The 20716-nt window shown below is 75.7% G+C and carries 9 protein-coding genes; 8 read left to right on the forward strand and 1 reads right to left on the reverse strand.

Annotated features, from left to right (window positions below; genetic code table 11):
- The first annotated feature begins 27 nt into the window (after positions 1–27).
- The 8 genes from AB0J53_RS10350 to AB0J53_RS10385 all read left to right on the forward strand — a co-directional run bounded on the left by AB0J53_RS10350 (position 28) and on the right by AB0J53_RS10385 (position 19591).
- Positions 28–4980 (forward strand): SDR family NAD(P)-dependent oxidoreductase, encoded by a 4953-nt coding sequence (locus AB0J53_RS10350; protein WP_364170768.1) that lies wholly within the window; start codon positions 28–30, stop codon positions 4978–4980.
- Complete coding sequence (locus AB0J53_RS10355) at positions 4977–14606, forward strand: SDR family oxidoreductase (protein ID WP_364170770.1); 9630 nt, start codon at positions 4977–4979, stop codon at positions 14604–14606. The genes AB0J53_RS10350 and AB0J53_RS10355 overlap by 4 nt, the downstream gene beginning before the upstream one ends.
- A gap of 23 nt (positions 14607–14629) precedes the next feature.
- A complete protein-coding gene (locus AB0J53_RS10360; protein WP_219507382.1) occupies positions 14630–15481 on the forward strand; it encodes an FAD-dependent oxidoreductase in 852 nt (283 codons plus the stop codon).
- An 11-nt stretch (positions 15482–15492) separates the two neighbouring features.
- A complete protein-coding gene (locus AB0J53_RS10365) occupies positions 15493–15741 on the forward strand; it encodes an acyl carrier protein (RefSeq protein ID WP_219507381.1) in 249 nt (82 codons plus the stop codon).
- A complete protein-coding gene (locus AB0J53_RS10370; protein ID WP_364170773.1) occupies positions 15738–16871 on the forward strand; it encodes an acyl-CoA dehydrogenase family protein in 1134 nt (377 codons plus the stop codon). Before AB0J53_RS10365 ends, AB0J53_RS10370 begins: the two co-directional genes overlap by 4 nt.
- Positions 16868–17941, forward strand: coding sequence for an HAD family hydrolase (locus AB0J53_RS10375; protein WP_219507379.1), 1074 nt, complete (start codon positions 16868–16870; stop codon positions 17939–17941). The genes AB0J53_RS10370 and AB0J53_RS10375 overlap by 4 nt, the downstream gene beginning before the upstream one ends.
- Before the next feature lie 10 nt (positions 17942–17951).
- Positions 17952–18746 carry a thioesterase domain-containing protein gene (locus AB0J53_RS10380; RefSeq protein ID WP_219507378.1) on the forward strand — a complete coding sequence of 265 codons (795 nt, stop codon included), beginning with the start codon at positions 17952–17954 and terminating at the stop codon, positions 18744–18746.
- A 161-nt stretch (positions 18747–18907) separates the two neighbouring features.
- On the forward strand, positions 18908–19591 hold the full coding sequence (locus AB0J53_RS10385; RefSeq protein WP_364170776.1) for a 4'-phosphopantetheinyl transferase superfamily protein: 684 nt from the start codon (positions 18908–18910) through the stop codon (positions 19589–19591).
- On the opposite strand, the gene AB0J53_RS10390 is transcribed toward AB0J53_RS10385, so the two are convergent.
- Complete coding sequence (locus tag AB0J53_RS10390; RefSeq protein WP_364170778.1) at positions 19554–20714, reverse strand: acyl-CoA dehydrogenase family protein; 1161 nt, start codon at positions 20712–20714, stop codon at positions 19554–19556. The two genes, AB0J53_RS10385 and AB0J53_RS10390, sit on opposite strands and share 38 nt — an antisense overlap.
- Between the last annotated feature and the right edge of the window lie 2 nt (positions 20715–20716).

Genomic DNA, 20716 nt, shown 5'->3' on the forward strand with positions numbered 1-20716 from the left:
ATGACCGCGACCGGAAAGGCTCGACCGATGGGGACCGAGGACAAGCTCCGCGCCTACCTCAAACGCGCAACCGTCGAACTGGCCCAGACCCGCCGCAGGCTCGCCGAGGTGGAGGAGCGCCACGACGAGCCCATCGCCGTCATCGGCATGGCCTGCCGCTACCCCGGCGGCGCCGGCACCGTCGACGGCTACTGGGACCTGCTGCGCGACGGCCGGCACGCGGTCCGCGAGGTGCCGTCCGCCCGCTGGGACATCGACGACTACTACGACCCCGACCCCCGCGCCCCCGGCGGCATCTACACCCGCTACGGCACCTTCCTCGACGACGTCGCCGGCTGGGACGCCGAGTTCTTCGGCCTGTCACCCCGCGAAGCCCTCCGCATGGACCCCCAGCAGCGCATCCTCCTCGAACTCGCCTGGGAAGGACTGGAGAGCGCCGGACTGTCACCCACCCGCATGCGCGGCAGCCGCACCGGCGTCATGGTCGGCTTCATGGACACCCTCCAGTACGGGCGGCTCCAGATGGAACGCCAGGGCCGCGACGCCCTGTCCGACCCGTACCTCGGCCAGGGCGCCATCCCCAGCGTCGCCGCCGGGCGCATCGCCTACCAGCTCGACCTGATCGGGCCCACCCTCACCGTCGACACCGCCTGCTCCTCCTCGCTCATCGCCGTCCACCTCGCCGCCCAGGCCCTGCGCCGCGGCGAGTGCGACCTGGCCCTCGCCGCCGGAGCCTCCCTCTCGCTGCACCCCACCCTCTACATCCAGGCGTGCGCCGGGCTCATGATGTGCGCCGACGGCCGGTGCAAGACCTTCGACGAGTCCGCCGACGGCTACGTCATGGGCGAAGGCGGCGGCCTCGTCGTCCTCGAACCCCTCTCCAAGGCCCTCGCCAACGGCCGCCGCATCCGCGCCGTCCTGCGCGGCTCCGCCGTCAACCAGGACGGGCGCAGCAACGGGCTCACCGCGCCCAGCCGCAAGGCCCAGGCCGACGTGATCACCCGCGCCCTCGCCGCCGCCCGCGTCACCCCCGGCGAGATCGACTACGTCGAGGCGCACGGCTCCGGCACCCACCTCGGCGACGCCATCGAGCTGTCCGCCCTCCACGACGTCTTCGGCGGCCGGAGCGCCGACCGGCCCCTCCGCGTCGGCGCCGTCAAGACCAACATCGGGCACACCCAGGCCGCCGCCGGCGTCGCCGGGCTCATCAAGACGGTGCTCATCCTGGAGAACGAGCTCATCCCGCCCAGCCTCAACCTCACCACCCCGGCCGCCGCCATCCCCGCCGACGGCACCGTCCAACCGGTCACCGCACCCGTGCCGCTGCCCCGCCGCGACGACGCCCCCCGCCTCGCCGGCGTCAGCTCCTTCGGCCTCTCCGGCACCAACGCCCACCTGATCCTCCAGGCTGCCCCTCCGCACCCTTCCCTTCAGCCAGAAGCGACCACCCTCGCGCACGCCGGAGCAGCGGCGCCCACCGCAGGACCCACCCACCCCGCAACCCCCGCCCCCACCGGAGCGAGCACCCGCTCCGGTGAGGGCGCCGCCTCGGCCGGAGGGCCGGTGCCCGCCGCCGGGGGAGGGGCCGCCTCCCTCGTAGGGGCCACGCCCCTCGGAAGGGCCGCCCCCCTTGGAGGGGCCACCCACCTCGAAGGGGGCCATCTCGGCGAGGGGGAGGCCGCCGTGGGCGGACGGGGTGGGGCGCCGTACGTGCTGCCGCTGTCGGCGGCGAGCGGGCCGGCCTTGCGGGAGCAGGCCGAACGGCTGGCCACCTGGCTGGAGGCGCGCCCCGGGACCGGGCTTGCGGACGTGGCGCACACGCTCCAGACCGGCCGCGCGGAGCTGGACCACCGCCGCGCCCTCGTCTGCGACGACGCCGCCGACGCCGTGGCGCGGCTGAGGGCGCCGGGCGACGGCCACCGGGTCAAGCGCCGCCCCCGCCTGGCGTTCCTGCTGCCGGGCGTCGGCGACCAGTACGCGGGCCTCGGCAGGGACCTGTACGCCGCCGAGCCCGTGTACGCCGAGGCCGTGGACCAGTGCGTCGACCTCGTACGCCGCCGCTCCGGCGTGGACCTGCGCCCCCAGTTCTTCCCGGAGGGCGCGACCACGGCCTCCGCGAACGGCGACCTGGCCGCCCTGCTCGGCCGGTCGGGGGAGACGCGCGGCGCCCACGACCCGCTCGACCAGGCGGCGATCGCGCACCCGTTCCTGTTCACCGTCGAGTACGCGCTCGCCAGGCTCCTGCGCCACTGGGGCGTCACCCCGGATCTGCTGGTCGGCTACAGCCTCGGCGAGTACGTGGCCGCCTGCCTGGCCGGGGTGTTCACCCTGGAGGACGCCCTGCACGTGGTCGTGGAGCGCGCCCATCTGATCAGCGCGGTGCCCGCCGGCCGCATGGTGGCGGTGGCGGCCCCGCAGGACCGCGTCCTGGAGGTGCTGGCCGGGACGGGCGCGGAGGTGGACGTCGCCGCCCGCAACGGCCCCGCCATGACGGTGCTGAGCGGCCTGCCGGCCGAGATCGAGGCCGCGACGGCCGCGCTGGCCGCGACCGGCCTGGCCTGCCGCCCGCTCCGGTCGGCGCACGCGTTCCACTCCACGCTGCTGCAGCCGGCCCGCGAGAAGCTCGCCGCGGTGCTCGACACGGTGACGCGCCGCCCGCCGGACATCACGATCGTCTCCAACCTCACCGGCCGCCCGCTGACCGCCGAGGAGGCCACGAGCACCTCGTACTGGGCCGACCAGCTCGTCAGCACCGTCCGCTTCGCCGACGGCGTACGGCACTGCCTGGAGGAGGACGTGTCGGCGTTCGTCGAGCTCGGCGCGGGACAGACGCTCGGCGGCCTCGTACGGCAGAACCTGACGGGCGGCCGGACCGCCGTCCTCGGCACGCTCGCCCCCCACTGGAACGCGAGCCCCGAGCCCCACGGCGACCTCATCACCACCTGCGCCACCCTGTGGGAGCTGGGCGCCCCGGTGAACTGGGACGCGGCCAGGCCGGGCGGCGGGCACGTCGCCGACCTGCCCACGTACCCCTTCCAGCGCACCCGGTTCTGGCCGGAGACGACGGCGCAGCCCGTCGCCGCCGAGCCCGCCCCGGCCGCCGGACCGGCCGACCACCTCTTCGCCCCGCTGTGGCGGCGCGACCCGGCCGCCGCCGCCCCGCCCGCCGGGCTCGCGCTGCCCGGCCCGCTGGTGGTGTTCGCCGACCCCGGCGGCGTCGGCGGCGCGCTCGCCGACCTGGCCGCCGCGTCCGGCGTCCGCGTCGTCGAGGTCGTGCCCGGGACCGGGCCGCACCGCGACGGCCGCCGCCTCACCATCGACCCGTCGGACCCCGCCCAGTACGCGGAGGTCTTCGCGGGGCACGGCGACGGGCCCGTGCACGTGGCGCACCTGTGGAGCCTCGCCACCCCCGCCGCCACGGGCGACGACGACCTGCGCGCCGCCGTCGGGCACGGCTTCGACAGCCTGATGCTGGCCGTACAGGCACTGGGGGAGCGGCCCGCCCGCCTCCTCACCGTCACCCGGGGCGCGGCCGACATCCTCGGCGGCGACGCCACCGCCCCCCACCAGGCGCTCGCCCACGGGCTCGGCCGGGCCGTCCGCCACGAGTACCCGAACCTCACGTGGAGCGGCGTCGACCTCGACCCCGGCGAGCCGCAGCCGCCCGCGGGGACCGCGCGGCAGCTCGCCGCCGAGCTGCTCACCGAGCCCGGCGCGGGCGACACGCCCGAGTCGGCCGACCCGCTCACCGGCTGGCGCCGGGGCCGCCGCTGGACACGCGGCTGGGCCCCGATCCCCGACCGGCCCGGCGCGGAGGGGACGCCGGTGTGGCGGGCGGACGGCGCCTACCTCATCACCGGCGGCACCCGCGGCCTCGGCCTGGCCCTGGCCCGGCACCTCGTACGCGCCGGCGTCCGCCGCCTGGCGCTGCTGGCCCGCACCCCGCTGCCCGACGGCGACGCCGACGTCGCCGCCCTGACGGCGGCGGGCGCCGAGGTGCTGCTCCTCACCGCCGACGCGGGCGTGCCGGACGAGCTGCGCGCCGCCCTGCGGCGGGCGCGCGAACGGTTCGGCCGCCTGCACGGCGTCATCCACGCCGCCGGCCTGCCCGCCGGCGGGCTGCTGCAACGCCGCACCACCGCCGAGGCGGCCCGCGTGCTCGCCCCCAAGGTGTACGCGATGGGCCCGCTCGCCGAGCTGACCGGCCCCGGCACCCCCGAGGAGGAACGGCCCGAGCTGCTCGTCCTCTACTCCTCGGCCGTCACCGCGTTCGGCGGCATAGGCGAGGGCGACTACTGCGCCGCCAACACCGTGCTCGACGCCTACGGCCAGGCCCTGGACGCCGCCGCGCCCGCCACCCGTGTCGTCTCCGTCGCCTGGGGGCCCTGGCAGCACGACGTGTGGCAGTCGGAGAACCTCAAGGGCAGCGGCGGCCTGGCCGAACGCGTCGCCGACTACCGCGCCCGCTACGGGTTCGCCGACGACGCCGGATGCGCGCTCCTCGACCGGATCGTGGCCGGCGGCCACGGCAGCGTCATGGCCGTCAGGCAGCCGCTGCGCGACGTGCTCGCGTCGTGGACCAGCATGCTCGACCTGGACGGCCTGCTCGCCACGGCCGCCCCCCAGGGCGAGCGCTTCCCCCGCCCCCGGCTCCGCACCGACTACGCGCCGCCCAGGACCGAGGCCGAGGCCAGGATGGCCGACCTGTGGGGCGCCTACCTCGGCATCGACGGCGTCGGCGTGCACGACCCGTTCTTCGACCTCGGCGGCAACTCCCTGACCGGCATGGCCATGGTGCTCGCCATCGAGAAGGACCTCGGCCGCCCCATCGCGCCCGCGGTGCTGTTCGAGCACCCCACCGTGGCCGCGTTCACGGCCGCACTGGACGGCGGCGGCGACCAGGGCGCCCAGGAGGCGCTCTCCACCAGTTCCGCACGGGGGCAGCGGCGGCGCCGGGCCCGTTCCAGCAACCGGAAATGAGGACCCAAGACGTGATCGACGACATCGAAGGAGCCGGCACCGACATCGCGATCGTCGGCATGTCCGGCCGGTTCCCCGGCGCTCCCGGCGTCGCCGAACTCTGGTCCGCCATCCGCGCGGGGGACTCGGGCATCACCCGCTTCACCGACGACGAGCTGCGCGCCGCCGGCGTCCCCGCCGACCTCCTGGACGACCCCGCGTACGTGAAGGCGGCGCCCGTCATCGACGGCGTCGAGGAGTTCGACGCGGCGTTCTTCGGCATCAGCCCCAAGGAGGCGCAGATCCTCGACCCGCAGCACCGGCTGTTCCTGGAGCACAGCTGGGCCGCGCTGGAGGACGCCGGCTGCGACCCCACGCGGTTCGACGGCGCCATCGGCGTGTTCGGCGGCTGCGCCCACAGCTCCTACATGCAGAACAACCTGCTGCCCAGCGGCATCACCGCCGTCATGGGCGACCTGGCCGTCGGCCTGGCCAACGACAAGGACTCCCTCACCACCCGCGTCGCGCACACGCTCGGCCTGACCGGCCCCAGCTACGGCGTGCAGAGCTACTGCTCCACCTCGCTCGTCGCCGTGTGCGCCGCCGCCTCCAGCCTGGCCGGGTTCGAGAGCGACCTGGCGCTCGCCGGCGGCGTCGCCGTCAACGTGCCCCACCGCGTCGGCTACCTCTACCAGCAGGGCGGCATCGCGCCGCCCGACGGCCTGTGCCGCGCCTTCGACGCGCGCGGACTCGGCAGCCCGCTCGGCAGCGGCGTCGGCGTCGTCGCCCTGCGGCGGCTGGAGGACGCGCTCGCCGACGGCGACCAGATCTACGCCGTCATCCGGGGCTGGGCCGTCAACAACGACGGCGGGCGCAAGGTCGGCTTCACCGCCCCCGGCGTCCAGGGGCAGGCCGCCGTCATGGCCGAGGCGCTGGCCGCCGCCGACCTCGAACCCGGCGACATCGACTACATCGAGGCACACGGCACCGGCACCGCCCTCGGCGACGCCGCCGAGCTGGCCGCCCTCCAGCAGGTGTACGGCGGCCGGTCGCTGCTGATCGGCTCCGTCAAGCCGAACGTCGGCCACCTCGACCGGGCCGCCGGCGTCACCAACCTGATCAAGGCGGCGCTCGCCCTGCGGCACGACGAGATCCCGCCCACGCTCCACCTGTCGGAGCCGAACCCGCAGCTCGGCACCGGCGAGGCCCGCCTCGACGTCGTCACCCGGCTGCGCGGCTGGCCGCGCGAGGCGGGCCGCATCCGCCGCGCCGGGGTGAGCGCGTTCGGCATCGGCGGGACCAACGCGCACGTGGTGCTGGAGGAGGCGCCGCTCGTCCCCAGGACCGAGGAGGAGCCGCGCCCCGAACCGCTGATCTGGTCCGCCCGCACCGCCGCCGCGGCCGACGAGATGACCGCCCGGCTCGCCGCCCACCTCGCGGCCGACGGGCAGGAGCTCCGGCTCGCCGACGTGGCCCACACCCTCCAGGCCGGACGGCAGCAGTTCGGCCACCGCAGGATGCTCGTCGCCGCCTCCCCGGCCGAGGCCGCCGAGGCGCTGGCGGGCGGCGCCGCGCTCGGCCGCGCCGAGACCCGCGCCGACCGGCCCGCCGCCTTCCTCATCGCGGGCGCCGGGGAGCAGTACCCGGGCATGGCCGCCGACCTGTACGCGACCGAGCCCGTCTTCCGCGAGGCCCTCGACGAGTGCCGCACCCGGCTGCGCCGCCTCATGGACGGCGCCGACCCGCTCACCGACCTGCTCGCCCCCCGCCCCGGCCCCGGCTCCGGCGGCGGGCTCGGCGCCCTGCTCGGCCGCACCGCCGAGCCCGCCGCCACCCCCACCGAGACGCTCCAGCCCGCCCTGTTCGCCGTCGAGTACGCGCTCGCCACGCTCGTCCGGTCGTGGGGCGTCGAGCCGGCGATCCTGGCCGGCTACAGCCTCGGCGAGTACGTCGCCGCCTGCCTGGCCGGCGTGCTCACCCTCGACGACGCCGTCGCCCTCGTCACCCACCGCGCCCGCCTCATCGGCGAGCTCCCCGAAGGCGCCATGGCCGCCGTGCCGCTGGCCGCCGCCGACGTCCTGGACCGCATCCGCCGCGCCGGCATCACCGGCGTCGGCGTCGGTGCCGTCAACGGCCCCGAGCTCACCGTCCTGTCCGGCGAACCGCAGGCCGTCGCCGCCGCCCGCGCGCTCCTGGAGGCCGACGCGGTGCCGTGCCGGCCGCTCGCCACCACCCACGCCTTCCACTCCGCGATGATGGAACCCCTCCGGGACCGCCTCACCGCGTGGATCGCCGCCCACGTCACCCTCCACCCGCCCCAGATCCCGTACGTGTCCAACGTCACCGGAGAGATCGCCACGGCCGCCCAGGTCACCGATCCCGCCTACTGGGCCCGCCACATGTGCGAGCCCGTCCGCTTCCACGACATGCTGCGCACCCTCCTGCGGCACGACGGCGAACCCGCGCTCCTGGAGATCGGGCCCGGCCAGTCGCTGGGCGCCATGGCGCGCGGCCACGCCGACTGCCCGCCGGACCGCTGGCCGCTCGTCGTCGCCACCCTGCCCGGCGCCGCCGACCCGCGCCCCGCCCGCGCCGTGCTCGCCGAGGCCGCCGGGCGGCTCTGGCTCGCGGGCGTCCCCGTCGACTGGGCCGGCTACCGGCAGGACCGGCCCGTCGCCAAGGTCGGGCTGCCCACCTACCCGTTCCAGCGCGAGCGCTTCTGGGTGAACCCCCCCGCCACCCCCACCCTCCCCGCCGCCGCCTCGCCCGCCGCCGAGCTCCCGGCGGACGCCGCGCCCCGGGCCGGGCACGTGTCCCTGCTGTCCCCCCGCTGGACCCCCGCCCCGCCCGCGTCGTCCGAGCTCCAGGCCACCCGCTACGTCCTCATCACCGGCGGCCCCGGCGGCCCCGGCGGCGCCGGCGACACCCTGGCCCGGACCCTGCGCGCCACCGGCGCCGACGTCGTCACCGCAGTCCCCGGCGACGCCTTCACCGAGACCCCCGACGGCTGCACGTTCGACCCCGCCGACCCCGCCACCCTCGCCTCCCGCCTCACGACGGACGGCCTCACGATCCTCGACCTCCGCCTCCTCACCCCACCGACCGGCCCCGCCACCCCGTACGGGGAGACCACCTCGTACGGCCAGACCGCCCCGTACGGCGGGACCGTCTCGTACGGCGAAGCGGTCCTGACAAGCGGACCCAGCCTCCCGGACGGGGCCGCACCCCACACTGGCCCGGCCGGAACCCCCGGCCCCGACGGCGGCGCCGGCCCGGACGGCGGCGACGACCGCGACGGACAGGACGGCGAGGTCGGCCCGGACGGCGGCGACGGCCGCGACGGCACCGGCCCCGACGGCGGCAACGCCCACCACCCCACCTCTACAGGCCCCTCCACCACCGACGAGCCCGCAACCCTCGACGGGCGTGCTCTCTCCGAGGGGGCCGCTGCCATCGGGCGGGATGGGCGGGGGGCGGTGCTGCCCGTGGCGGCGATGCTGGCGGCCTGGGGGGAGGCGACCGCCGAGACGGCGGCGCGGGTGATCGTCGTGACGCGCGGCGGGCAGGCCGTGGCCGCGGGGGAGCGCCCCGACCCGGGGATGGCCGCCGCCGCGACCCTGCCGATGGTCGCCAACCAGGAGTACCTGAACCTCGACTGCGCCACCGTGGACGTGGCCGGGGACGCGGACGCCGCCGAGGTGGCCGAGGCGCTGGAGGCGGAGCTCCGCACCCCGTCCGGCGACGTCTTCGTCGCCTACCGCCACGGCACCCGCCTGACCCGCGCCTACACCCCCGACGACGCCACCCCCCACGACACCACCCCGGCGGACGGGGCCCCGGTGCGGCGGGGAGGGACGTACCTGGTGACGGGCGGGCTCGGGGACGTGGGCCTGCTGCTGGCCGGCCACCTGGCCCGCGCCGGGGCGGGCCGGCTGGTCCTGGCCAGCCGGGGCGGCGTCCCGGACGACCCGGCCCACCCGCGACGGCACGCGGTCGACGCGCTGCGGGAGCTGGGCGTCGAGGTGAGCACTCCCCGCGTGGACGTCACCGACCCGGCCGCCGTGCGCGCGCTGCTGGCCGGGCTGGACCGGCTGGACGGCGTCGTGCACGCCGCCGCCGTGACCACGCCCGACACGTTCCGCCCGCTGCGCGAGCTGGACGCGGACGCGGTGGCCCGGCACTTCGACGCCAAGGTCGGCGGCGCGCTGGCGCTGGCCGAGGCGCTGGCGGGCACGGAGCTGACGCCGGACTTCTGCGTGCTGTTCGCCTCCACGTCGTCGCTGCTGGGCGGCATCACGTTCGGCAGCTACGCCGCCGCGAACGCGGCGCTGACGGCGATCGCCCACCGCCACCACGGCGGCGCCACCCGGTGGACGGCCGCGAGCTGGGACACCTGGGCGGTGACGCTCGACCGCATCGAGGGCGGCCTGGGCGCGGCGATGGCGGCGCACTCGATGACGGCGGAGGAGGCCCTGGCGGCCTTCGACCGGGTCCGGGCCGGCGCCGCCCCGCACGTCGTGGTCGCCGCGGGCGGCCTCGACGACCGGCTCCCGCGTGCCATGAGCGCGCCGGGCCCGGAGGCGGCCGGGAGCGGCGACCGCTTCCCCCGCCCCGAGCTGCCCCAGCCGTACACGGCCCCGATCACGCAGGCCGAGCGGGATCTGGCGGCGCTCTGGTCGGAGGTGCTGGGCGTGGAGCCCGTCGGCACCCGGGACAACTTCTTCGACCTCGGCGGCAACTCCCTGGTGGCGCTGCAGATGCTGGCGCTGGTGAAGAAGCGGCACGGGATCGCGGTGCCGACGGTGACCCTGTTCGAGGCGCCCACGGTCGCCACGCTGGCCGCCGTGCTCGACGAGCGCCGTTCCACCGCCGCGCCGCAGGCCGAGCCCGTACGGGCCGCGCGGGTGGAGCGCGTCACCGAGGACGAGGACCGGCGGATCGCGATCGTCGGGATGGCGGGCCGTTTCCCCGGCGCGCCGGACGTGGACGCGTTCTGGCGGAACCTGCGCGAGGGCGTCGAGTCGATCACGTTCTTCTCCGAGGACGAGCTGCTGGCCGCCGGGGCCGACCCCGAGCAGGTGCGCGACCCGGCGTACGTGCCGGCGCGGCCGGTGCTGGACGACGTCGGCGGCTTCGACGCGGCGTTCTTCGGCATGAGCCCGCGCATGGCCGCCATCACCGACCCGCAGCAGCGGGCGTTCCTGGAGGTGTGCTGGGAGGCGCTGGAGCAGGCCGGTTACGCCGCGCCGGAGCGGCGGGGCCGGGTGGGCGTCTTCGGCGGCGCCAACATCAGCACCTACCTGCTGAGGATGACCGACCACCTGCTCGGCGAGGGCGGCAAGGCGGGCTTCAGCGACTTCGAAGTGATCATGGGCAACGACAAGGACGCGCTGCCCACGACCGTGTCGTACCTGCTCGACCTGCACGGGCCGAGCGTCGCCGTGCAGACGTTCTGCTCCACGTCGCTGGTCGCCGCGCACCTGGCGGTGCAGTCGCTGCGCAACGGCGAGTGCGAGCTCGCGCTGGCGGGCGGCGTCTCCATCCGGGTGCCGGACCGCGTCGGCCACCTGTACGGGCCGGGCGGGCAGGAGTCGCCCGACGGGCACGTGCGCACGTTCGACGCGCGGGCCAAGGGCAGCATGTTCGGCGACGGCGCCGCCGCCGTCCTGCTCAAGCGGCTGCCGGACGCGCTGCGCGACGGCGACCACGTCTGGGCGGTGATCCGCGGCACGGCGATGAACAACGACGGCGCGCTCAAGGTCGGCTACACCGCGCCCAGCGTCGTCGGCCAGTCGCGGGTGATCGCCGACGCGATGGCCGACGCCGGCGTCACCGGCGAGGACATCAGCTACGTCGAGGCGCACGGCACCGCCACCGAGCTGGGCGACCCGATCGAGGTGGCCGCGCTCGCCCGCGCCTTCGGCCCGACCAGCGAGCGCCGCTACTGCGCGATCGGGTCGGTCAAGACGAACGTCGGCCACCTGGACCGGGCGGCCGGGGCGAGCGGGCTGATCAAGACCGCGTTCGCGATCCGCGACGGCGTGATCCCGGCCAGCCTGCACTACACCAGCCCCAACCCGGAGATCGACTTCGAGTCGGGCCCGTTCTACGTCAACACCGAGCTGTCGCCGTGGCGGACCCGTGACGGCCGCCCGCGCATCGCCGGGCTGAACTCGCTCGGCATGGGCGGCACCAACGTCCACATGGTGATCGAGGAGCCCCCGGCCGTCTCCCGCGACGCCGAGCCGCAGGGCCGCCGCTACCAGGTGCTGCCGGTGTCGGCCCGCGCCGCCGCGGCGGCCGACGAGGCGTGCCGCAGGCTGGGCCGCCACCTGGCGGCCGAGCCGGGCGTCCGGCTGGCCGACGCCGCGTACACGCTGCAGGCCGGGCGGAAGACGTTCGAGCACCGGCGCGCGCTGGTGGCCGCCGACGCGGCCGGCGCGGCGGCCGCGCTGGACGGCGGCGCGGGCCTGCTCTCCCGCACCGACACCGCGCAGGGCCGCCGGGTCGCCTTCCTGCTGGCGGGCGTCGGCGAGCAGTACCCGGGCCTGGCCGCCGACCTGCACCGCCACGAGCCCGCCTTCCGCCAGGCGCTCGACGACTGCCTGGCGGCGCTGGCCGGCGTCATGGACGTGACCGGCGTCGCGGACCTGCTCACCGGCGACCGCGCCGCCGCCCCCGGCCTGGCCGCCCTCCTCGGCCGGGAGACCGCCTCCGGCGGCGGGCCGGACGGGACGCGGGCGGCGACGCTCGCGCGCACCGAGCTCGCCCAGCCCGCCCTGTTCGCCGTGGAGTACGCGCTGGCGCGCACCCTCATGGCGTGGGGCGTCCAGCCGGAGATCATGCTCGGCTACAGCCTCGGCGAGTACGTCGCCGCCTGCCTGTCGGGCGTGCTCTCCCTCCAGGACGCCGTCGCGCTCGTCGCCCACCGGGCGAAGCTCATCGCCGAGCTGCCCGGCGGGTCGATGCTCGCCGTCTCGATGCCCGCCGCCGCGCTGGCCCGCCGCTTCCGGCTGGAGGAGCGCGGCCTGGACGTCGCCGCCGTCAACGGCCCCCAGGTCACCGTCGTCGCCGGCCCCGCCGAGCCCGTCGCCGCCCTGGCCGCCGAGCTGCGCGCCGCCGAGATCCCGTGCCGCCCCCTGGAGACCAGCCACGCCTTCCACTCCCGCATGCTCGAACCGGCCGCCCACGACCTCACCCAGTGGGTCAAGGCCAACGTCACGCTCAACCCGCCCGCGCTGCCGTACGTGTCGAACGTGACCGGCGACGTCGCGGACGCCGCGCTGGTGTGCGACCCCGGCTACTGGGCGCGGCACATGTGCGCGACGGTGCGGTTCGCCGACGGCGCGGAACGGCTGCTCGCCGACCCGGAGCTGGCCGTCGTGGAGATCGGGCCGGGCCAGTCGCTCGGCGCGCTGGTCCGCGCGACCGGCTGCCCGCCCGAGCGGTGGCCGCTGATCACCCACACCATGCCCGCCGCGAGCGACGGCACCCCCGGCGACGAGACGCTGGCCGGCTGCCTGGCCAGGCTGTGGCTGTGCGGCGTCACCCTCGACTGGGACGCCTACCACGGCCGCGACGGCGGCGACGGCGGCGCGGCCGGGGCGCCGGGCCGGATCCCGCTGCCCACCTACCCGTTCCAGCGGCAGCGCCACTGGATCGACCCGCCCGCCCGCGCCAAGGCCGTCGCCGCCGAGCCGGAGGACCTGTTCGAGGCCGTCGCCGGGCTGCCCAAGCTGCCCGAGGACCGGTGGCTCTACCTGCCCGTGTGGCGGCAGACCGCGGCCCCCGCGCCCGCCGCCGCGCAGCCGGGCTCCTGGCTGGTGTTCACCCGCGACGGCCTGGCCGACGAGGCCGCCCGCAGGCTGGCCGCCACCGGCGCCACCGTCACCCTGGTCCGCCCCGGCGACGCCTACACCGCGACGCCGGACGGCCACACGGTCCGGCCCGGCAGCGTCGACGACCTCCTCGCCCTGCTGCGCGACCTGCGCGCCGCCGGCCGGCCGCTGGAGCGCGTCGTCCACCTGTGGTCGCTGGAGCCGGGCCCGCACGAGCTCACCGTCACGCGCGGCCTGCACACGCTCGTCGCGCTCGCCCGCGCCGCCGGCGAGTCCGGCATCGGCGGCTGGTCGCTCGACGTGGCCGTCTCCGGCACCCAGCAGGTGCTCGGCGAGGAGGTCGCCGACCCGTCCGGCGCCACCCTGGCCGGACCCTGCCTGGTGATCCCGCTGGAGTACCCCGGCGTGACCACCCGCCTCGTCGACCTGCCCGGCGACCCGGCCGCGACCGACCTGGACGCGCTCACCGCCGAGCTGGCCCGCCCGCACGGCGACCGCACCGTGGCGCTGCGCCGGGGCCGCCGCTGGCTGCCCGGTTACGACCCGATGCCCGTGCCCGACGCCCCCGACCCGCTGCGCGACGGCGGCGTCTACCTGATCACCGGCGGCCTGGGCGGCATCGCCCTCGGCCTGGCCGGTCACCTGGCCCGCGAACGCGCCGCCAAGCTCGTCCTGCTCGCCAGGACCGGCCTGCCGCCCCGCGCCGAATGGCCCGCCGTCCTCTCGGGCGAGCGGCACGCCGGGGAGACCACGAGGCGGCGCGTCGCCGAGGTCACCGCCCTCATCGAGGCGGGCGCCGAGGTCGAGCTCGTCACCGGCGACGCCGCCTCCGCCGCCGACGTGCGCCGCGCCGTCGACGCCGCCCTCGACCGGTTCGGCGCGCTGCACGGCGTCCTGCACGCCGCCGGGGTCCCCGCGATGGGGCTCATGCAGTTCAAGCGGCCCGAGGAGCTCGACGACGTGCTCGCCCCCAAGGTCGGCGGCGTCCACGCCGTCGCCGAGGCGCTGCGCATCGGCGAACCCGGCGAGATCCCGCTCGACTTCCTCGCCCTGTTCTCCTCCATCACCTCCGCCACCGGCGGCGGCCCCGGCCAGGTCGACTACTGCGCCGCCAACGCCTACCTGGACGCCTACGCCTGCCGGCTGGCCGCCACCGGCCGCCGCGTCGTCGCCATCGGCTGGGGCGAATGGACGTGGAACGCCTGGGAGGCCGGGCTCGACGGCTACGAGGAGGCGCTGCGCGACTTCTTCCGCGACAACCGGGCCAGGATCGGCATCGGCTTCGACGACGGCTGGCGCTCCCTGCGGCGCGCCCTGGCCACCGGCGAGCCGCGCGTCGTCGTCTCCACCCAGGACTTCCCCACCCTCGTCGCCGGCAGCGCCCGCTTCACCCTGGAGGCGGTGACCTCGCCCGGCCTGGGCGGGACCGGCGGCGAACGGCACCCCCGCCCCGAACTGCTCACCCCCTACCAGGAGCCGTCCGGCCACGCCGAGGAGACCATCGCCGCGATCTGGGCGGAGTCGCTGCGGCTGGAACGCGTCGGCGTGCACGACAACTTCTTCGAACTCGGCGGCAACTCCCTGCTCGGCGTCTCGATCGTGGCGGCGGTCCGCCGCGCGTTCGAGCTGGCCGAGCTGCCGCCGCACATCCTCTACGAGTCGCCCACCGTGGCCGCGCTCGCCGGCACCGCCGAGGCCCTGGCCTCCGGCACGGCGCCCGCGGCCGCCGACCCAGGCGGCAGCCAGGTCCGCGCGCAGCTGCGCAGATCCGGGCTCGAAGCCTCCGCCGCCCGCAGACGCGGCCGGTGACACCCCAACCTGAAGGAGCGGACATGACCGTGATCGGCGTGATCGGCGCCGGCGTGATGGGCGTCGGCGTGGCCCAGAACCTCGCCCAGACCGGCCACGAGGTCGTCCTGGTCGACAAGGACGAGCGCATCCTCGCGGACGCGCTGGCCACCATCGGCCGCAACGCCCGGATGAGCCGCCTCATGGGCGGCCCCGCCCTGGACCCCGACGAGATCCTGTCGAGGATCACCACCGCCGTCGGCGCAGCCGGCGCCGCCAAGGCGAGCCTCGTCATCGAGAACGTGACGGAGAACTGGGACGTCAAGCGGGAGGTGTACGAGACGCTCGACGCCGAGTGCGGGCCCGACACCGTCTTCGTCGTCAACACCTCGGCCATCCCCATCACCAAGATGGCGGCCGTCACCGGCCGCCCCGACAAGGTCATCGGCGTGCACTTCATGAACCCGGTGCCCGCCAAGCCCGTCGTGGAGCTGATCCCCGGCTTCCACACCTCGCCGGAGACGATCCAGCGCACCAGGGACCTGCTGACGGCGATGGGCAAGAAGGCCGTCGACGTCAAGGACTCGTGCGGCTTCATCTCCAACCGGGTGCTCATGCTGACCGTCAACGAGGCCGCCTACCTGGTGCACGAGGGCGTCGCCGACGCCGAGTCGGTGGACGAGGTGTTCCGCGGCTGCTTCGGCCACCCGATGGGCCCGCTGGAGACCGCCGACCTGATCGGCGTCGACACCATCCTCTACAGCGTCGAGGTGCTCTACGAGCACTACGCCGACAGCAAGTACCGTCCCTGCCCGCTGCTCAAGCAGATGACCGACGCCGGCCTGCACGGACGCAAGTCAGGCCGCGGCTTCTACACCTACACCACCCAGAGCTGAAGGAGTCACCCATGTCCAGCAAGACCCAGATCCTCGACTTCATCCGCGGCCGTTACCCGCAGGCGGAGATCGACGAGTCGCAGGACATCTTCGCGCTCGGCTTCGTCAACTCCCTGTTCGCCATGGAGCTCGTCATGTTCGTCGAGAAGACGTTCGGCGTCACCATCCCCAACGAGGAGCTGCGCATCGACAACTTCCGCACCGCCGACGCCATGTCCGCGCTGGTGGCGCGGCTCACCTCCGACCTGGCCGTCGCGTGACCCTCACCAGCACGGCGCCCGCTCCGGCGGGCGCCGCCCCCGTCACCGGCCGCAGCTCGGCCCGCGCGTTCGTGGACACCCACGTCGTGCCGTACGCCGACGCCTACGACAGCAGCGGGCGCGTCCCCGAGGACCTGCTGCGACGGGCCGCCGAAGCCGGGCTGTGGGACCCGCTGTCGATGGACATGGTCACGCTCGGCGAGGTGCACGAGGAGGTGGGCCGGGGCTGCTCGTCGCTGCGCAGCCTGCTGACCGTGCACACGATGGTGTCGTGGACGCTGCGCCGCTGGGGCACCGACGCGCAGCGCGAGCGCTGGTCGGCGCCGCTCGCCGCCGGGGACGCGCTCGGCGCGTTCTGCCTGTCGGAGCCCGGCGCCGGCAGCGACGCCGCCGGCATCACCACCACCGCCACCCAGACGGGCGACGGCTGGGTGATCGACGGGGTGAAGACGTGGACGACCGGCGGCCAGCGGGCCGACGTGTTCCTCGTCTTCGCCCGCACCGCCACCAGCATCGGCGCCTTCCTGGTGCCGAGGGACACGCCGGGCGTGACGGTCACGCCGATCGACGACATGCTCGGCACCCGCGCCTCCATGCTGGCGACGATCACGTTCGCCGGCGTCGCCCTCGGCCCCGACGCGCTGCTCGGCCCGAGCGGGTTCACCGCCGGCATGGTCCTCACCGGCACCCTCGACCTGGGCCGCTACAGCGTCGCCGCCGGGTCGCTCGGCATCGTCCAGGCGTGCCTGGAGGCGTCGGCCGACTACGCCGCCCGCCGCGAGGTCGGCGGCCGGCCCCTGGCCGAGCTGCCGCTCATCCAGGCCAAGCTCTCCGACATGGTCACCGACGCGCGGGCGGCCCGGCTGCTCGTCGCCGAGGCCGGCCGGCTCAAGGACGCCGGCGAGTCCGCCACGATCATGGCCACCTGGGTGGCGAAGTACTTCGCCTCCACCGCCGCGGCCAGGCACGCCTCCGAGGCCGTCCAGATCCACGGCGCCAGCGGCTGCGCCCCCGGCTCCCCGGTGGCGCGCTTCTACCGTGACGCCAAGATCATGGAGATCATCGAAGGCAGCAACGAGGTCCAGCGCATCACCATCGCCGGCCAGGCAGAACGGGAGACGACCAGATGACCGTGACCACCGAGCGGCCAGGCGCGCTGCCCGCCAAGCCCGCCCGCGGCCGCATCAAGTGCATCGTGTGGGACCTCGACAACACCCTGTGGAACGGCGTCCTGCTGGAGGACGGCGACGTCACCGTGCGCCCCGCCGTGGTCGAGCGCATCCACGAGCTCGACCGCAAGGGCGTGCTGCACTCCGTCGCCAGCAAGAACGACCACGACACGGCCATGGCCAAGCTGCGCGAGCTCGGGCTGGAGGACATGTTCCTGCACCCGCAGATCAACTGGAACGCCAAGTCGGAGTCCATCAAGGTCATCGCCAAGGCGCTCAACCTCGGCCTGGACGCGTTCGCCTTCGTCGACGACCAGGAGTTCGAACGCGCCGAGGTCGCCCACGAGGTGCCCGACGTCACCTGCGTCGACATCCTGGACCTGGAGGAGGCGCTGGCCAGGCCCGAGTTCAGGCCCCGGTTCGTCACCGACGAGTCGGCCCAGCGGCGCGCCATGTACCAGGGCCAGATCGCCAGGGACGAGCTGGAGCAGGAGTTCGTCGGCACCAGCGAGGAGTTCCTCGCCGGGCTCGGCATGACGTTCACCATCGCGCCCGCCCGCCGGGAGGACCTGCAGCGGGCCGAGGAGCTGACCGTCCGCACCAACCAGCTCAACTCCACCGGCCGCACCTACTCCTACGACGAGCTCGACGCGCTGCGCGAGTCACCCGACCACCTGCTCCTCGTCGCCTCGCTCACCGACAGGTTCGGCAGCTACGGAAAGATCGGGCTGGCCCTGGTGGAGAAGGAGGAGAAGAGCTGGCGGCTGTGCATGATGCTCATGTCGTGCCGGGTCATGTCACGCGGCGTGGGGATGGTGCTGCTCAACCACATCCTGCGGCTGGCGGCCGAGGCGGGCGTCGCCGTCCGCGCCGACTTCGTGGAGACCGGCCGCAACCGCATGATGCAGATCACGTACGCCTTCGCCGGGTTCAGGGAGGTGAGCCGGGACGGCGCGCAGGTGGTGCTGGAGGCCGACCTGGACGCCGTGCAGCCGCCTCCCGCCTACGTGAAGCTGGAGATCGCCGAATGAGGGACCGACCATGACCGTCCATGATCTGACCAGCGACGACGTGCTCGTCCGCTGGCTGCCGTTCCGGACGCTCACCGGGGCCGAACCGGGGGCGCTGCCGCTCTACTGCCTGCCCCACGCCGGCGGCGCCGCCTCGGCGTTCCGGCTGTGGCAGCGCAAGCTCCCGGGCGTCGCCGTCCAGCCGGTGCAGCCGCCCGGCCGGGAGGGGCGGCACAAGGAGCCGCCGTACCTGAGCATGCCGGAGCTCGTCTCCGACCTGGCCGACGTGGTGCTCGCCGACGTCGAGCTGTCGGCCGCCGGCCGCCGCTACGCCCTGTACGGGCACAGCCTCGGCGGGCTGGTGGCCTTCGAGCTCGTCCGGGAGGTCCGGCGGCGCGGCGGGCCGGAGCCGGTGCACCTGTTCGTGTCCGGCGCCGACGCCCCGCACGTCACCTACGAGCCCGGCCCGCCGGTGCGCGGGATGAGCGGGCCCGAGGTCGTCGCCCTGCTGCGCCGGCTGGGCGGGACTCCCGAGTGGCTGCTGTCCGACCCGGAGGCGCTGGCGATGATCCTGCCGGCCGTCCAGGCGGACTTCACCGTCAAGGAGACGTACGTGTACCAGGAGGAGCCGCCGCTGGACGTGCCGATCTCGGCGCTGCCCAGCGCGTCGGACCCCCGGGTCGCGCCGGAGAAGGTGGCGCGCTGGCGCGACCAGACGGCCGCCCCGTTCGCGCTGCACCCGTTCGACGGCGGCCACTTCGCCGTCTTCGAGCAGGCGGCGCGCACGCACCGCCTCGTCGCCCAGGCGCTGCGCCCGTGGGTGTGACCAGCCGGCGGGTCTGGGGGGACCCGCCGGCCCCGCCCCCGACGGCGTCCGCCGAACCCTCCGGCCCCCGCACGCCGCGCACCCTCCCGAGGTCGCGCGCCGCCGTGCGGGGGCCCGCCCTTTCCGGGCCCACTCTTTCCGGGGACGCCGGGGAAGCCGGCGTGGAGGCGCGGGTGTCGCCGGTGGGAGTCCCCGGCGGTGGGGTGCGGGTGTGGCGGGTCGACCTGGACCGGCCGGACGCGGCCCGGGGGTGGCGGCTGCTGTCCCAGGACGAGCGCGAGCGCGCGCTGGCGTTCGCGGACGGCGGGGAGCGCCGCCGCTACGTGGTGGCGCACGCGGCGCTGCGCGCGATCCTGGGGCGGGCGCGCGGCGCCGACCCGGCGGGGCTCGGGTTCGGCCGGGACGAGGCCGGGCGGCCGTGCCTGGCGGACGGCGGCGGGCCGGACTTCAACCTGTCGCACTCCGGCGGCTGGGCGCTCGTCGCCGTCGCCCCGCCGGGCGGCCGGGTGGGCGTCGACGTGGAGCGCGTCCGCGCCGACGCCGACCATCTGGCCCTCGCCCGGCGCTTCTACCAGCCCGAGGAGGCCGACCGCGTGCGCGCCGAGGGCCCGGACGCGTTCTTCCGCCTGTGGACCGTCAAGGAGGCGTACGTGAAGGCGTCCGGCGCCGGCCTGGCCGCCCTGAGCGACGTCGTCGTACGCGAAAGGAGCGCGACGCACGCCACCGTGCTGTCACGCTCCTCGCGCTTCCCCGAGTGCCACGCCCACCCGCTGGACGTGGCCCCCGGCTACCGTGCCGCCGTGGTGGTCACGACCGCTTGGACACCGGCACCACGTACCGGCTGAACACCAGCTCGCGCAGCACGTCGTCGCCGCCCTCGACGATCGACACGTACCGCATGTCCCGCAGCAGCTTGCCGATGACGGACTCGTGCGTGTAGCCGAGCCCGCCGAACATCTCCGACGCGGTCGAGGCTATCTGCCACCCCGTCTGCCCGCAGAACATCTTCGCCGTCAGCGCCTGCTTGAGCGTGCCGAGCCGCAGGAACTCCTCGCCCGCGTCCGGCCGGGCGGCGATGGCGTCGTAGGCGCGCGCCGCCGCCAGGCACTGGTTGGCCATGACCTCGATCTGCATCTCCATCTGCCCGAGCCGGCCGGCGAACACGGCGTTGCCGGTCAGCGGCGCCCCCTTGACGGTCTTGGCGGCGCCGTACTCCATGCACACGTCACGCACCCGCCGGGCGATGCCGAGGGCGGTGGCCGCGATGAGGATGCGGCTGGCGTTCAGCCCCACCTCCAGCAGCCGCAGCCCGTTGCCGCGCAGCACGTTCGCGGCCGGGACGCGGACGCCCGACAGCGACACCTGGTAGGTCGCCGACGAGCGCAGCCCGATCACGTCCCAGCGCTTGTCCACGGTGATGCCGGGCGTGTCGCGCGGCACCAGCACGGCCAGGTAGCCGGCCGGGTCGTCCTGGGCGCGCGCCACGACGACGAGGAAGCGGGCGAAGTCGGTGTTGGTGGAGAACGCCTTGGTCCCGTCGAGGACGACGTCGCCGCCCTCGGTGCGCGCGGTCGTGGTGATCCTGGCCAGCTCGCTGCCCGCGGCGTGCTCGCTGCCGAGGGTGGCGGCGAAGCCGTTGGTCGCCACGAGGTCGCCGAGGTGGCGCTTGGCGAGCTCCTCGCCGCCGTACCACGTCACCATGCTCGTGGTCAGGATCGGGATGAACAGGGTGAACGCCACCCCGGCGTCGGCGTAGGCGAGCTCGGCGGTGATGCGCACGCTCTCCTCCAGCCCGAGGCCGGGCCCGCCTGCCTCCTTGGGCAGCCACCAGTTGGCCAGGCCGGTGGCGCCGAACCGCTCGTACAGCGGCAGCGGAGCCTCGGCCAGCGAGTCCAGGTACGCGTCCTTGCCCGCCAGCTCGCGGCGGGCGAACCCCTGCACGGTCCTCAGGTACGCGGGCTGCTTCATGG

Origin of the sequence: Nonomuraea sp. NPDC049725 (assembly GCF_040674795.1) — a bacterium.
GTDB lineage: Bacteria > Actinomycetota > Actinomycetes > Streptosporangiales > Streptosporangiaceae > Nonomuraea > Nonomuraea ceibae.

Coding starts and splice junctions, on each gene's coding strand:
- AB0J53_RS10375 (WP_219507379.1), top strand. CDS start 16,868: ATGACCGTGACCACCGAGCGGCCAGGCGCGCTGCCCGCCAAGCCCGCC.
- AB0J53_RS10350 (WP_364170768.1), top strand. CDS start 28: ATGGGGACCGAGGACAAGCTCCGCGCCTACCTCAAACGCGCAACCGTC.
- AB0J53_RS10360 (WP_219507382.1), top strand. CDS start 14,630: ATGACCGTGATCGGCGTGATCGGCGCCGGCGTGATGGGCGTCGGCGTG.
- AB0J53_RS10380 (WP_219507378.1), top strand. CDS start 17,952: ATGACCGTCCATGATCTGACCAGCGACGACGTGCTCGTCCGCTGGCTG.
- AB0J53_RS10365 (WP_219507381.1), top strand. CDS start 15,493: ATGTCCAGCAAGACCCAGATCCTCGACTTCATCCGCGGCCGTTACCCG.
- AB0J53_RS10355 (WP_364170770.1), top strand. CDS start 4,977: ATGAGGACCCAAGACGTGATCGACGACATCGAAGGAGCCGGCACCGAC.
- AB0J53_RS10390 (WP_364170778.1), bottom strand. CDS start 20,714: ATGAAGCAGCCCGCGTACCTGAGGACCGTGCAGGGGTTCGCCCGCCGC.